We start from the raw sequence: 13,370 nt of genomic DNA, 5'->3' as shown, positions 1-13,370 counted from the left end.
ATGTCGATTGCCGAGCTCTCCGTGACCGTGGGGCGCACCAAGAACGCTCTTCGCCCGGTCCTCCGCCATCTCGTCGAACATGAGGGGGATGCCACCGCCGCCACCCTCCGCTACGGTCCCGCCGGCGCCGAGCGAGGGGACCTTCTTGAGGAGTTGGACCAAGGCCTGATTCCGGCACCGGGACACCCCGTCGCCGATCGTGTCCTTGGTCTTCTGCCACAGCCCGCCAGGGCTGGTGACGGTGATCCGGTCAGGGTAGACGTCCACCGCCACGGCCTGTCCCAGAAACATGGGGTGGTACTCCCGATGAAGGACGGCGTTGCCAATGGCTTCGCGAAGAACTCTCTCGGGAACCTCGAGCTCGTCCCTGCGCCCGGTGTCCTCGATGACCGAGTAGGTGCGCAGGTTCTTCCGCACCGCCTGTACTGCCTCGTGGACGGCCTCGGACAGCGGCCCGGAGCATTCGACACGGTCGGAGAACCGCAGTTGTGTGGAAGCAGACGACTTCTCCACGGTCGGGTGAACACTAACGTCCACGAAGAGCTGCGGGAAGTACTGCTGCGGATATTGTCCGACGGTGAGCAACCCGGCCAGCCGGACGTTGCCGCTGCTGTCGGTGACATTGAGCCTGTTCAGCTTCCCGATGGTCGAATCGACGCCCTGCAGTGCCTTGGAACCCTCGCGGGCCGAAAGCAGCGTGCTTACCAGCGTGTCGTCGAGGTCTCTCACGCTGCACTCGGCCACCACGGCGCGGTCCGCCTCCGACGGAGTGCATGCGGTTTGCAACTCGAAGATCTCGGTTCGGCTCAGCCGAATGTCGTGATCGTCTTTCCGCTTGAAGCTTCCGGTTTCGACGCCCTTGCTCCTGATGTAACACGGCTTGGCATCGATGGAATTCTCCGCGATCTCGATCGCGAGTGCCTGGCCGCCATCCAAGGCGAACCGGCGGACTGTGTACTCCGGGGGCAGGGCAAGAAGCGCACCTCCGGAATTGCCATCCCCCATCCCGTCGATGAACTGATTGCACACGCGGTCGATCTCGAAGTCTTCGACTGCGGTGAATCCGCGGTCCTCACTGACGCCGAGAACGATGAGCCCGCCTGCCGTGTTGGCAAAGGCGCTGACCGACTTCCATACGGACGCACCGAGTGCATTTCCGGTCTCTTTGACCTCGGTGAACGCGTCGTCCGTGCCCTGGGCGCGCAGGCGTGCGATCACTGCGTCGAAGTCGGACTGATCCACAGTGTTTCCCTTCACTGTTACTCACTGCAGAACAGTGTAGAACACTGTAGAACAGTGAGGAACAGTGAACTGCAGTGAGCAACAGTGAAAGCCTCAGTGACTCCGCCTGCGGCCGCCGCATCACCCCCGGAAGGATGACCATGACTTACGGCTGGTCCGAGGCCCAAGCCGAGCAGGGCATCCTCGACGCCCTCGCCGAGCGCGAATGGGAGCACCGCTCCGGCCCGTCCCTGGCGCCCGGGTCGGGGGAGCGCGACTCGTGGCACGACATCGTCCTGCGGGGCACCCTCCTGCAGTCGCTGATCAACCTCAACCCGGACGTGCCAGAGGAGTACCTACAGCAGGCCATGGTCGAGGTGACCACCCCCAAGTCGCAGGATGCCGTCACCGAGAACCATCGGCTCCACCACATCCTGCTCGACGGCTACAAGGGCCTGACCTACATCGACGACGACGGCCGCGAGGTCGCCCCGGTCATTCGCTTCCTGTCCGCCGACGCCTCCCGCAACCGGTACCACGCCGTGGACCAGGTGACCGTCCGCAGCCGCGAACACGAACGACGATTCGACGTGGTGGCCTACGTCAACGGACTGCCGCTCGCGATTTTCGAACTCAAGAAGCCGAGCGCCAAGAACGCCACCGCCGAGCTCGCGTACAACCAGCTGCGCACCTATCTCCACGAATTCCCCATGGCGTTCCGCTTCGCCGTCGTCGTCGTCGCCACCGACGACCTCTCCGCCCGCTACGGCACGCCGTTCACCCCGTGGAACCACTTCGCGCCCTGGAACGTCGACGACGACGGCCGCCGCATCACCCCATTCACCAGCCTCGACGGCTCCGCTGAACCCATCACCGAACTCGACCTCCTCATCGACGGCGTGTTCAACGTCGAACGATTCGGCCAGCTCCACCGCGACTTCACCGCCTTCGACGCCACCGAGTCCGGGCTGGTCAAACGCATCGCCAAACCCCACCAGTACTTCGCCGTCACCAAAGCCGTCGGTGCCACCGTCCGCGCGGTGGACTCCGACGGCCGGGCCGGCGTCGTGTGGCACACCCAGGGCTCCGGCAAGTCCATGGAGATGGAGCTCTACACCGCCAAGATCATGCGGCACCCGCGACTGGCCAACCCCACGGTCATCGTCATCACCGACCGCACCGAGCTGGACTCCCAACTGTTCGACGGCTTCCAGATCTCCGACCTGCTCCCGGAGCAGCCGGTGCAGGTCCGCACCCGCGACGATCTGCGGACGCAGCTGGCGGACCGCCGCTCGGGCGGCATCTACTTCACCACCCTGCAGAAGTTCGGCCTGAGCCAAGCTGAGCGCGATTCCGGAGCAACACACCCGCTGCTCTCGGACCGGCGCAACATTGTCGTCATCGCCGACGAGGCCCACCGCAGTCACTACGACAACCTGGACGGGTACGCCGCGCACCTCAAGAGCGCGTTGCCGCACGCGACCCTCATCGCCTTCACCGGGACCCCCATCACCGAAGGGGAGCGCGACACCCGCCGCGTCTTCGGCGCCGACATCGACGTCTACGACCTGCACCGGGCGGTGGAGGACGGCGCCACGGTTCCCGTGGTCTACGAACCGCGGCTGATCAGCCTGGCCCGCCTCCCCGGCGTGGACGACGAGTCGCTCGACGACGCCGCGGAGGAGGCGCTGAGCGGCCTCGACGCCGCGGACGCCGAACGACTCCAGCGCGCGGTGGCCAAGCTCGACACCGTCTACGGCGCCCCCGAGCGGATCCGCACCCTGGCCGCCGACCTGGTGACCCACTGGGAAACCCGCCGCGACGCCATGCGGCCCTTCCTCGGTGTCCCGGGCAAGGCGATGATCGTCTGCGCCACCCGATCCATCGCCGCGAACCTGTACCAGGAGATCGTTGCCCTCCGCCCTGACTGGCACTCCGATGCCGACGACACGGGCAAGGTCAAGGTGGTCTACACCGCCGCTCCGGGCGACGAGGAGCACGTCACCAGGCATCTCCGGCGTCCGAGTGCGATCGCCGCGGTGAAGCAGCGGGTGAAGAACCCCGACGACGAGCTCGAGCTGATCATCGTCAAGGACATGATGCTCACCGGCTTCGACGCCCCGGCGCTGCACACGCTGTACGTGGACCGGCCGCTCAAGGGCGCGCTGCTCATGCAGACGCTGGCCCGCGTCAACCGAACCTTCCGCGGGAAGCAGGACGGGCTGCTCGTGGGCTACGCGCCGCTCACCGACAACCTCTCCAAGGCATTGGAGGAGTTCACCCGCGAGGCCCCGGAGGGCGGTGACCGGCTCGTCGGCCGCACCTCCGAGGAGGCCGCGCAGATCGTGCTCGACCTGCTCGCAGGCGTGCGCGAGCTCATCGGCGACGCGTGGAAGGCGCAGTGGCACGGCAACGCCAAGACCGGCTGGCGTGATGCGCTCCTCACCGTGGTCACCCGCCTGCGGTCGCCGGGCACACCGGGAAACCGCGACGACGACGACCCGGACGCGCGCCCTCTCGCCGACCGCTTCCGCGACCTGTCATCCAAACTCGCGCGGGCGTGGGCCCTGGCGGCCGGCAACGACTCACTCGAAACGGTCCGGCCCGAGGTGCGGTTCGTCGAAGAGGTCCGCGTCTGGATGCTCAAGCTCGACGCGCAACAGAAGATCGGCGCCGGAGAACTGGTCCCGGACGAGATCAAGCGCATCCTGGGCGAGCTGATCGTCGACTCCGCCGCGAGCACCGGCGTCGTGGACATCTACCGCGAGGCCGGCCTGCCCCTCCCGAGGCTCGACACGCTCACGCCGCAGTGGGTCGAGGAGGCGCAGAAGCCGTCCAAGGCGCACCTGGCGATCGAGGCGCTCAAAGCGACGTTGCTGGAGGAGGCCGCGACGGTCACGCACGGCAACGAGGTACGGCGCAGGCTGTTCTCCGAGCGCGTCAACGAGTTGATGGTGCGCTACACCAACCAGCAGCTCACCGCCGCCGAGGTGATCGCCGAGCTCGTGGAGCTCGCCAAGGAGGTCAGCGCGGAGGCCGACCGTGGACAGAGCTTCGAGCCGCCGCTGGAGAGTTTTGAACTCGCGTTCTACGACGTAGTCGCCTTGAACGAGTCCGCGGTCGACGTCCTCGGCGACGACGTGCTGGCCGAGATCGCCCGCTCGATCGTCGCCACCATGCGTCGCGACATCCGCACCGACTGGACGGTCCGTGAGGACGTCAAAGCCAAGCTCCGCGCATCGGTCAAGCGGAGCCTGCGCAAACACGGCTACCCGCCGGACCAGCAGCCCGAGGCCATCCAGCGGGTCATGCAGCAGATGGAGGCGCTCGCGCCCCGGTACGCCGAGGGCGACATTCTCTGAACGCACCCGGTGCCGCGTCGGGGCCCGTGGACGTAGTCTCTGCGCATGAGATACGCCACCTCCAAGACTGTCCGGTACTGGGCCATGCCCGCCGCGCTCGGCACGATGGGCGTGCTGCACTTCGTGGCGCCCAAGCCGTTCGACGGGCTGATCCCGCCCGAGCTCCCCGGCAGCCGCCGGGCCTGGACGTACGGCTCCGGCGTGGTCGAGCTGGCAGTGGCCGGGCTGCTGGCCAACCGCGGCACGCGCGCGCTCGGTGGTGCTGCCGCGACGGCCCTGTTCGTGGGCGTGTTTCCGGGCAACCTGCAGATGGCGCGGGCGTGGCGGGGTAAGCCGGCCTGGCCGTACCAGGTGATCGCGTGGGGGCGGCTGCCGCTGCAGATACCGATGATCATGGCCGCCGACAAGATCCGCCGCGACGCGTGAGCGACCCCGGCGCGGGCGGGCGCCGGGGCCCCGGCGTGGGTCTGGTCCTGGCGGCGGCGGGCTCGGCGATCCTGGTCGTCGGGCTGGCCGTGGTGATCCTCCTGATGGTGCGCGGCCCGGCCGGGGACGGGGCCGAAACGGTCGCCACATCGACGTCGGGGACCGCCACGACGAGCGTCGTGGACGGGCCGCCGGGATTCATCGAGGAGTGCAGCGACTCCGGCGAGGCGGTCCTGCCCCGGTCGGGTCGGGGAACCGAGGCCACCAGCTGCGCGTTCGCCGTGGCTGTGCGCGACGCCTATTTCCGCACCGCCCGCCCGGGGGATCCCGCGATGGTCGAGGCGGTCAGCCCGACGACCGGCCAGAGCTACGAGATGGGCTGTATCGACAACCACAACAGCGGGGGCATCATCTGCCGCGGGGGCGACAACGCGGTGGTCTACCTGTACTGAGCGTCAGGCCAGCCGAGCGAGGGCGTCGCGCTTGATCTCATCCGGTGCGAACGACGCCTCGACCGACGACCGTGCACACTCGGCGAGATGTGCCGACGCGATCCCCATCCGCTCCTCGGCGAGCACGTACTCGTCCACCACGTCCACGCCGAACAGCAGCGGGTCGTCGGCGCCGATCGAGCACCGCACGCCCGCCTCCAGCAGGGTCGGCAGCGGATGCTGCTCCAGCGAGGGGTACACGCCCAGGATGACGTTCGAGGTCGGGCATACGTCCAGGCAGGTCCCGGTCTCGGCGAGCAGGTCGAGCACGCGCGGGTCCTCGACGGCCCGCACCCCGTGCTGGATGCGGTCCACGCCCAGCTCGACCGCCGCCCGTACCTCCTCGGGGCCGGCCAGTTCGCCGACGTGTGGCACCACCCCGAGCCCGGCGTCGCGCGCGATCGCGAACGCCTCCGCCGCCGCGGTCACCGAGCTGTCGCGCTCGTCGTTCACCAATCCCACGGCCACCACGCCACGGTCGGCGAAGCGTGCGGCCAGGCGGGCGCCGGCGAGTGCGTGATCCGGCCCGGCGCCGCGGTCGATGCTGAGGATCGCCCCGGTCCAGACCCCGTGCCGACGCCCCGCCTCGGCGGCCGCGGGCAGGATGAACTCCAGCGCCTCCTCAGCCGTGGCGAACGCCGCCGCCTTCTCGGGGATCGACGCGTACTCGAGCGCCACCACGCCCTGCGCGGCGGCGTCGGCCACCACCTCGTCGAGTAGCCGCCCGACCCGCTCGGGCGTGTGCAACAGCCCGATCAGCACACCGTAGGCGTCGAGGAACCGCGTGAAGTCGCTGAATTCGACCAGCGGTGGCACCGCGATCCCGTCCTCGGCACACCACTGTCGCAGCGTCGTCTCGCGCATGGCGGCCTCGAGGTGGACGTGCAGGTGCGCCTTCGGTAGCGCGACGTAATGGTTCCGGAAGGGATCGGTCATCCGTCGTCCCGGAGCCCCCGCGCGTCGTCGGCGACGTCCTGGTGGGTGAGGGGATCGGAACCGTCCCAGCAGGAGATGTTCTTGGCCTGCGGCAGGTCGTCGCGGTGGAAGACAGGGTTGTGGCCGGCCGCCTTCTGCTTGAGGTAGTGGTGCAGCAGCGCCACCGAGAGGCCGCCGAGCGGGATGATCGCCACGAGGTTGATGGTGGCCATGAAGCCCATGAACAGGTCTGCCAGGCCCCACACGAGGTCGACCGAGCCGAACGCGCCGCCGATCACCGCGAGCAGCACGAGTGCGCGGAAGGCGGTGATGCTGCGGGGGCTGTCGCGCAGGAAGTTGATGTTGGCCTCGCCGTAGTACGAGTTGCCGAGGATCGAGGAGAAGGCGAGGAAGAAGATCACGACCGTGAGGAACGGGACGCCCCAGTCGCCTACCTGCGAGGCCAGGGCGTTCTGGGTGAGGGAGATGCCCTCCCTGTCGCCGCCGAACTCGGGGTCGGAGAGCAGGATGATGAACGCGGTGGCCGAGCACACCACGAGGGTGTCGAAGTAGACGCCGAGGGACTGGACGAGGCCCTGCTTGACGGGGTGGGAGACCGAGGCGGTGGCCGCGGCGTTGGGGACCGAGCCCATGCCGGCCTCGTTGGAGAAGAGGCCGCGCCGCATGCCCTGCATGATCGCCGCGCCGATGGTCGCACCGGCGACCTCCTTGAAGCCGAGCGCCTGGCCGACGATGAGGGTGACCATCTCCGGTACTTCGGTGATGTTGATGGCGACGACGACGAGGGCCACCACGACGTAGGCGGACGCCATGACGGGGACCAGGATCTCGGTGACCGCGGACAGGCGGCGTACTCCGCCGAAGATGACGAGGCCGGTGACCACGGCGAGCGCGATGCCGATGATCAGGCTCGAGGTGCCGCCGTCGAGGCTGAACTGGTTGCGGATGGACTCGGAGATCGAGTTGGCCTGCACGGCGTTGAACACGAAGCCGTAGGTGACCGTGATGATCACCGCGAAGGCCACGGCCAGCGGTTTCCAGCCCAGCCCGTCACGGATGTAGTAGGCCGGACCGCCGACGTAGGAGTCCTTGCCCCTGACCTTGTACAGCTGGCCCAGCGTCGACTCGATGAACGCCGTGGCGCCGCCGATGATCGCGATGAGCCACATCCAGAACACGGCGCCGGGGCCGCCCACGGTGATGGCGATGGCCACGCCCGCCACGTTGCCGGTGCCGACGCGGGACGCCGCGGAAATGGTGAACGCGCGGAACGCCGAGATGCCCTTCTTGCCGGTGTCGATCTCCGAGGGCTTCTCGGTGATCGTGCGCAGCATCTCCGGGAACATCCGGATCTGCACGATCAGCGTGGTGGCGGAGAAGTACAGGCCGGCGAACACCAGGAGGGCGATCACGCCGTACCAGTAGATGTCGTTGACATTCGCGACGAGGTCGGTGAGGTGGGTCACGAATCGACACTAACGGATGGTTCGCCGCGATATCCCGGGTCCGCACCCGCTTGTGGGGAGGAGGGCGCGTCGGCACGTAATCTGGGCGGGTGGCTGAAGTCGAATCGAGCGTCGGTGCTGACAGCGACCTGGCGCCCACCGCGCCGGAGGTCGCCCTGCTCTTCGAGGGTGGCGGCATGCGTGCCGTGCACACCGCCGGCGTGGTGGAGGCGCTCATCGAGGCGGAGATCCACGCCGGGCTCGTGGCGGGAATCTCGGCGGGCTCCACGCACCTGGCCAACTACCTGTCGAGGGACGCGGTGCGTGCGCGCAAGAGCTTCGTGGAGCTCGCCGGGGACCCCAACTTCGGCAACTGGCGCAGCTTCGCCCGGGGCAAGGGGCTGTTCAACGCCGAGTACATCTACGAGCAGACCGGTCTGCCGGACCAGGTCCTGCCGTTCGACTTCGACACCTTCGCGGCCAGCGGCACCGCCGCGCGGATCGGGACGTTCCGGTGCTCCGACGGCGAGACGCTGTTCTGGACCGAGGACGACGCCGCCACGATGCCGGAGTTGATGAAGATGGTGCGATCGTCCTCGACCATGCCGGTGTGGATGCCGCCGGTCCTCATCGACGGCGAGTACTACGTGGACGGCGCACTGGGGCACGACGGCGGCGTTCCGCTGTCCGCCGCTCGCGACGCCGGGTATGAGAAGTTCCTGGTGGTGCTCACCCAGCCGGAGGGCTTCCGCAAGGTGCCGCCCCGTCGTCTGACGCCGTTCTATCGGTCGTACTTCCGCCGGTTCCCCGCCGTCGGCGAGGCGCTGTTGCATCGGTGGGCGCTCTACAACGAGACGCTGGACGAGATCGACGCGCTCGAGGAGGCGGGGCAGGCCGTGGTCTTCCGCCCGGAGCAGGTGAAGATCCGCAGCTACGAGCGCAAGGTCGACCGCCTCGCCGAGGCGTACTCCCTGGGCAGGGAGCAGGCCCGGCGAGAGGTCGATCTGTGGCGGGAGTTCTGCGGGCTCTAGGACCCGAAGAGCGCCGCGCCCCCGGCGAGGGTGCTCAGGATATATGCCGGCAGGTGGAGGAATCCGTCGATCGCGGCGGAGCCGAACGGCCCCGGGGTGATCTCTGCGGACCCGCTCGCGAGACTTCCCCAGAAGTCAGAGAACATCACGTGTCCTTCCACGTTATGCCCACCCGGTGTGGGCTGCGTCACACATCCTCCTCCCGTGGGGGCGCCGTGTCCACCGGGCGAACGAACGGATCGACCGGCACTTAGGCTTGCCTCAATAGACAGACTGGTCTGTTCTAAATTATGGTCGCGGGCATGACCGACACCGCCGCCCCGTCTCGCCCCGCTCGTCCTGCGCGCGCTCCCAAGCCCAAGGGTCAGTGGAAGATCGACGGCAAGCTCACCCTGAACCACAACGAGGAGTTCAAGGCCGAGGACGACGCGCTCAATGTCAAGCAGCGCATCCTCGACGTCTACTCGCGTGAGGGGTTCGCCTCGATCCCCTCGGACGATCTGTCCGGCCGGTTCCGCTGGATGGGCCTCTACACCCAGCGCAAGCAGGGCATCTCGGGGGCACGGACCTCGAAGCTCGAAGCCGATGAGCTGCAGGACGAGTACTTCATGATGCGTGTCCGCATCGATGGTGGCGCGCTGACGACCGATCAGCTGCGCGTCGTCGCCGGCGTCTCGACCGAGTTCGCCCGCAACACCGCGGACATCTCCGACCGGCAGAACGTCCAGTATCACTGGATCCGGATCGAGGACATCCCGGAGATCTGGCGGCGCTTCGACGAGGTCGGCCTGACCACCATGGAGGCGTGCGGCGACTGCCCGCGTGTCGTGCTGGGCAGCCCGGTCGCCGGTATCGCGGCCGACGAGATCATCGACCCGACCCCGGCGATCGAGGAGATCAAGGCCAGGTACATCGGCAGCCCCGAGTTCTCCAACCTGCCGCGCAAGTACAAGTCGGCGTTCACCGGCCACCCGAGCCTGGACGTGGTCCACGAGATCAACGACATCGCCTTCGTCGGCGTGGTCCACCCCGAGCTGGGCGCCGGTTACGACCTGTGGGTCGGCGGCGGCCTGTCGACCAACCCGCAGCTCGCGCAGCGTCTCGGCACCTTCGTCCGGCCCGAGGAGGCCGTCGAGGTGTGGCACGGCGTCACCAGCGTGTTCCGTGATTACGGCTACCGCGCCCAGCGCACCCGCAACCGCCTGAAGTTCCTCATCAAGGACTGGGGCGTGGAGAAGTTCCGCCAGGTCCTCGAGGACGAGTACCTCGGACGCGCGCTCAACGATGGACCGGCCCCCGCCAAGGCAACGGCCCCCGGCGACCACATCGGCGTGTTCGAGCAGAAGGACGGCCGCTACTTCGTGGGCGCCACCACGACCGTCGGCCGCGCCGGCGGCGACGTGCTCACCAAGGTGGCCGACCTCGCCGAGGCCGCCGGGTCGCAGCGCATCCGCTTCACGCCGCACCAGGGCGTCATCGTCCTGGACGTCGAGGAGGACAAGGTCGAGGAGCTCATCGAGGGACTCGCCGCGGTCAACCTGCACGCCCGCCCCAGCTCGTTCCGCCGCTGGACCATGGCCTGCACCGGCATCGAGTACTGCAAGCTCGCCTTCGTCGACACCAAGGACTCGGCCACCGAGCTCGTCGCCGAGCTGGAGAAGCGCTTCGCGGGTGACGCCCCGTTGGAGACGCCGTTGTCGATCCACCTCAACGGCTGCCCCAACAGCTGCGCCCGCATCCAGACCGCCGACATCGGGCTCAAGGGCCAGCTGCTCGACGGCGACACACCGGGCTTCCAGGTCCACCTCGGCGGCGGCCTGGCCGCGAGCCACCGCGAGGAGGGTGGCCTCGGCCGCACCGTCCGCGGCCTGCGGGTGAAGACGTCGGACCTGGCCGACTACGTCGAGCGTGTCATCCGTAAGTACGTCGAGTCCGGTGAGTCCGGCGAGACCTTCGCCGAGTGGGCACACCGGGTGGATGAGGAGGTCCTCGTATGACCGCAGTGGGCCTGGAGCTGCTGCCCCGCAGCACCGTGCTGACCCCCGGCCCCGGCCGGAAGCGCAGCGCCGACGAGCTCAAGGCGATCGCCGAGGAGGCCTCGCGCCGCTTCGACGACCGCGGGCTCTACGGCAACCACACCGAGATCGACCCGGCCGAGGTCCTGGCCTGGGCCGGCGAGACCTTCGGAGACGCCCTGGCCGTGGCCTGCTCCATGGCCAACACGGTCGTGCCGGAGATGACCGCGCCCCACGCCCCCGGCGTGGACGTGCTGTTCCTCGACACCGGCTACCACTTCTCGGAGACCGTCGGCGTCCGCGACGCACTGGCGGCCACGCCGGGTCTCAACGTGGTGGACGTCCGTAGCCCGGCGAGCATCGCCGAGCACAAGGCCGTCCTGGGCGACAGGCCGTTCGAGACCGATCCCGAGCTTTGCTGCCGCCTGCGCAAGGTCGAGCCGCTCGACGCCGCGCTGTCCGGCTACGAGGCCTGGATCACGGGCGTCCGCCGCGTCGACACCGATCACCGTGCCGGCGCGGGCATCGTCGAGTGGGACGCCAAGCACGGCATGGTCAAGATCAACCCGCTGGTCGCGTGGACGCTCGAGCGCGTCCACAACTACGCGGACGAGCACGGCTGCCTGCTCAACCCGCTGCTCGACGACGGCTACCCGTCGATCGGCTGCGAACCGTGCACCCACCGCGTCGAGGCCGGCGCGGACCCGCGTTCGGGCCGCTGGGCGGGCTCGTCCAAGACCGAGTGCGGAATCCACCTGTGACTGCCGCCCTCGCTGTACCCACGGCCGCGCCCGCCCCGGCCCTGGACGGCCTCCCGCTCACCGTGGGGCTGGCCGGCCGCGAGGTGCTGCTCGTCGGCGCCGGGCCGGTGTCGGCCCGGCGGGCGCGGACGTTCCTCGAGGCCGGCGCCCACCTCCGGGTGGTCGCGCCGGCCCTCGCGCCCGAGATGGCGGACGTGATGGCGGGCGCGGGCGACGGCGTCGTCGTCGTTGTCAGGCCCTTCACCCCCGCCGACCTGGACACGCCCTGGATGGTGCACGTCGCCACCGGCGATGCGCAGGTCGACGCGGAGATCGCGGCGTTGTGCGAGGCGCGACGCATCTGGTGCGTGACCGCCGGCGACGCCGCGCTCGGCTCGGTGCGGGTGCCCGCGCGCACCGCGGTCGCGACCCCCGCCGGGCTGGTGCGTATCGCCGTCGACTCGGGCGATCCGCGCAGGTCGGTGCGGGTCGGCCGGCACGTCGCCCGCTCCCTGGCCACCGCGCCCGCAGGTCTGCGCGCCCGCCGCCGCCCCGAGGCCGGCTGGGTGGCACTCGTCGGTGGCTGCGGCGACGGCGACCTCCTCACCGTCCGCGCGCGTCGCCTGGTCCACGCCGCGGACGTGCTGGTCGTGGACGGTGCCGCCGACGTGGGGCTGGTGGCGGAGCTCGACGACGACGTCGAGGTGGTCGAGGTCGGCCCCGGGCTGCCCGCCGCCCGGGTGGCCGACCTGATCGCGACTCGACGTGCAGCCGGCCACGGGGTGGTGCGGATCGTCGCGGCTCCGACACTCGCGGCGGCGGCCCTGGACCTCGAGGGCGCCGGGGTCGAGTTCCAGCTCGTGCCCGGCGTGGTCTAGGCCCAGGCTGTGGTGAGCGCCGCGTCGATCCCGTCCCGGACGGCCGCGCGCACCTCGTTGACGGTGGGGGCCGCCCCCGAGTCCCACGTGATGACCGGGCCCGCTGCGGCCACGGCCCGTCTGGTGGGCAGCGTGTTGTGCTCGCGGCCGTGGTAGGACAGGCCGAGCGGCAACACGGCGACAGGCGCGCCGGCCTCGCGGACAGCCCGCACTATCAGGCCCACGCCCTTCTTCACCGACTCCAGGCGCAGGGTGCGCAGGTCGTCGGCGGAGGAGTTGGTCCCCTCGACGAACGTCAGCACCACCCCGCCCTCGACGATCCGGCTCACACACACGTCGATCAGGCGGGCCGCGGCACCGTCATAGATCTCGGACGCCGTCCCTTCGTAGTTCTTCGCGCGAAACACCGGGATGGTGCCGGTGTACTCGAACAGCGGCCGCAGCGGGCTCCGAAAGAGCGGGTCCTTGGTCAGGCCGGTGCCGGTGCACAGGAACCGGATCCGCTTGTCGAACAGGCTGGCGGCCAGCACCATCGGGTCCTGCTTGGACGGATGGTTGACGGCCACCAGCACGCCCACTCCCGCCCGGTGGAGGCGGTGGAGCTCGGCGACGGTCTCCTCGGGGATGCGGACCCGGGGACGGTAGATCGCGTCGATCACCCGCAGGAGCGGATACGTGAACCAGTCGCGCCGACGGCCGGGGCCGTAGAAGTCGTAGACGGCGTCGTAATTGGCCACGGTCACCTCGGGCCGTCGAGGCCGCCGTGCCCCGTCGGTACTCATGCCCACCAGTCTCGCCCAGCGGATGCGGAACTGCATACGGATT

The 13,370-nt window shown here is 69.3% G+C and carries 12 protein-coding genes; 7 read left to right on the top strand and 5 right to left on the bottom strand.

Features of this window, described 5'->3' with window-relative positions; all coding sequences use genetic code 11:
* Window positions 1-1,242, bottom strand: a 1,242-nt coding sequence (locus K3888_RS14305) for an RNA/DNA-binding domain-containing protein (RefSeq protein WP_230930949.1), incomplete at its 3' end; no start/stop codon positions are given.
* A 140-nt stretch (window positions 1,243-1,382) separates the two neighbouring features.
* Here K3888_RS14305 and K3888_RS14300 point away from each other — a divergent pair.
* Genes K3888_RS14300 through K3888_RS14290 form a run of 3 tightly spaced genes read left to right on the top strand, consistent with a single transcriptional unit; the run spans window position 1,383 to window position 5,461 of the window.
* Window positions 1,383-4,583 (top strand): type I restriction endonuclease subunit R, encoded by a 3,201-nt coding sequence (locus K3888_RS14300; RefSeq protein ID WP_230930948.1) that lies wholly within the window; start codon window positions 1,383-1,385, stop codon window positions 4,581-4,583.
* A 45-nt stretch (window positions 4,584-4,628) separates the two neighbouring features.
* A complete protein-coding gene (locus K3888_RS14295) occupies window positions 4,629-5,009 on the top strand; it encodes a DoxX family protein (protein WP_230930947.1) in 381 nt (126 codons plus the stop codon).
* Window positions 5,006-5,461: a hypothetical protein gene (locus K3888_RS14290; RefSeq protein ID WP_230930946.1), complete on the top strand. Its 456-nt coding sequence runs from the start codon at window positions 5,006-5,008 to the stop codon at window positions 5,459-5,461. The genes K3888_RS14295 and K3888_RS14290 overlap by 4 nt, the downstream gene beginning before the upstream one ends.
* 3 nt (window positions 5,462-5,464) lie before the next feature.
* Here K3888_RS14290 and add read toward each other — a convergent pair whose 3' ends face one another.
* Together add and K3888_RS14280 are read right to left on the bottom strand one after the other, a co-directional pair.
* Window positions 5,465-6,436, bottom strand: coding sequence for an adenosine deaminase (gene add / locus K3888_RS14285; protein ID WP_230930945.1), 972 nt, complete (start codon window positions 6,434-6,436; stop codon window positions 5,465-5,467).
* Window positions 6,433-7,902, bottom strand: a complete 1,470-nt coding sequence (locus K3888_RS14280) for an alanine/glycine:cation symporter family protein (RefSeq protein WP_230930944.1) — start codon at window positions 7,900-7,902, stop codon at window positions 6,433-6,435. The genes add and K3888_RS14280 overlap by 4 nt, the downstream gene beginning before the upstream one ends.
* 89 nt (window positions 7,903-7,991) lie before the next feature.
* Here K3888_RS14280 and K3888_RS14275 point away from each other — a divergent pair, with 89 nt between their 5' ends.
* The gene (locus tag K3888_RS14275) at window positions 7,992-8,912 is read left to right on the top strand and encodes a patatin-like phospholipase family protein (RefSeq protein WP_230930943.1); all 921 of its coding nucleotides are present in this window, start codon (window positions 7,992-7,994) and stop codon (window positions 8,910-8,912) included.
* Here K3888_RS14275 and K3888_RS14270 read toward each other — a convergent pair.
* On the bottom strand, window positions 8,909-9,103 hold the full coding sequence (locus tag K3888_RS14270) for a hypothetical protein (protein WP_230930942.1): 195 nt from the start codon (window positions 9,101-9,103) through the stop codon (window positions 8,909-8,911). The genes K3888_RS14275 and K3888_RS14270 overlap by 4 nt on opposite strands.
* Window positions 9,104-9,214: 111 nt before the next feature.
* Here K3888_RS14270 and K3888_RS14265 point away from each other — a divergent pair, with 111 nt between their 5' ends.
* Genes K3888_RS14265 through K3888_RS14255 form a run of 3 tightly spaced genes read left to right on the top strand, consistent with a single transcriptional unit; the run spans window position 9,215 to window position 12,545 of the window.
* Window positions 9,215-10,909, top strand: coding sequence for a nitrite/sulfite reductase (locus tag K3888_RS14265; RefSeq protein WP_230930941.1), 1,695 nt, complete (start codon window positions 9,215-9,217; stop codon window positions 10,907-10,909).
* Window positions 10,906-11,688 carry a phosphoadenylyl-sulfate reductase gene (locus tag K3888_RS14260; protein ID WP_230930940.1) on the top strand — a complete coding sequence of 261 codons (783 nt, stop codon included), beginning with the start codon at window positions 10,906-10,908 and terminating at the stop codon, window positions 11,686-11,688. The genes K3888_RS14265 and K3888_RS14260 overlap by 4 nt, the downstream gene beginning before the upstream one ends.
* The gene (locus K3888_RS14255) at window positions 11,685-12,545 is read left to right on the top strand and encodes an NAD(P)-dependent oxidoreductase (protein WP_230930939.1); all 861 of its coding nucleotides are present in this window, start codon (window positions 11,685-11,687) and stop codon (window positions 12,543-12,545) included. Before K3888_RS14260 ends, K3888_RS14255 begins: the two co-directional genes overlap by 4 nt.
* On the opposite strand, the gene K3888_RS14250 is transcribed toward K3888_RS14255, so the two are convergent.
* Complete coding sequence (locus K3888_RS14250) at window positions 12,542-13,327, bottom strand: lysophospholipid acyltransferase family protein (protein ID WP_230930938.1); 786 nt, start codon at window positions 13,325-13,327, stop codon at window positions 12,542-12,544. The two genes, K3888_RS14255 and K3888_RS14250, sit on opposite strands and share 4 nt — an antisense overlap.
* Between the last annotated feature and the right edge of the window lie 43 nt (window positions 13,328-13,370).

It is taken from the genome of Dietzia aurantiaca, from assembly GCF_021033825.1.
Taxonomy (GTDB): Bacteria; Actinomycetota; Actinomycetes; order Mycobacteriales; family Mycobacteriaceae; genus Dietzia; species Dietzia aurantiaca.
The sequence above is the reverse complement of the archived record's forward strand: the minus strand, read 5'-3'. Positions and strand labels throughout refer to the sequence as shown.

Bases quoted from the DNA above. Each gene is read 5' to 3' on its own strand.
- K3888_RS14300 (WP_230930948.1), top strand. From the start codon at position 1,383: ATGACTTACGGCTGGTCCGAGGCCCAAGCCGAGCAGGGCATCCTCGAC.
- K3888_RS14295 (WP_230930947.1), top strand. From the start codon at position 4,629: ATGAGATACGCCACCTCCAAGACTGTCCGGTACTGGGCCATGCCCGCC.
- add (WP_230930945.1), bottom strand. From the start codon at position 6,436: ATGACCGATCCCTTCCGGAACCATTACGTCGCGCTACCGAAGGCGCAC.
- K3888_RS14265 (WP_230930941.1), top strand. From the start codon at position 9,215: ATGACCGACACCGCCGCCCCGTCTCGCCCCGCTCGTCCTGCGCGCGCT.
- K3888_RS14260 (WP_230930940.1), top strand. From the start codon at position 10,906: ATGACCGCAGTGGGCCTGGAGCTGCTGCCCCGCAGCACCGTGCTGACC.
- K3888_RS14250 (WP_230930938.1), bottom strand. From the start codon at position 13,327: ATGAGTACCGACGGGGCACGGCGGCCTCGACGGCCCGAGGTGACCGTG.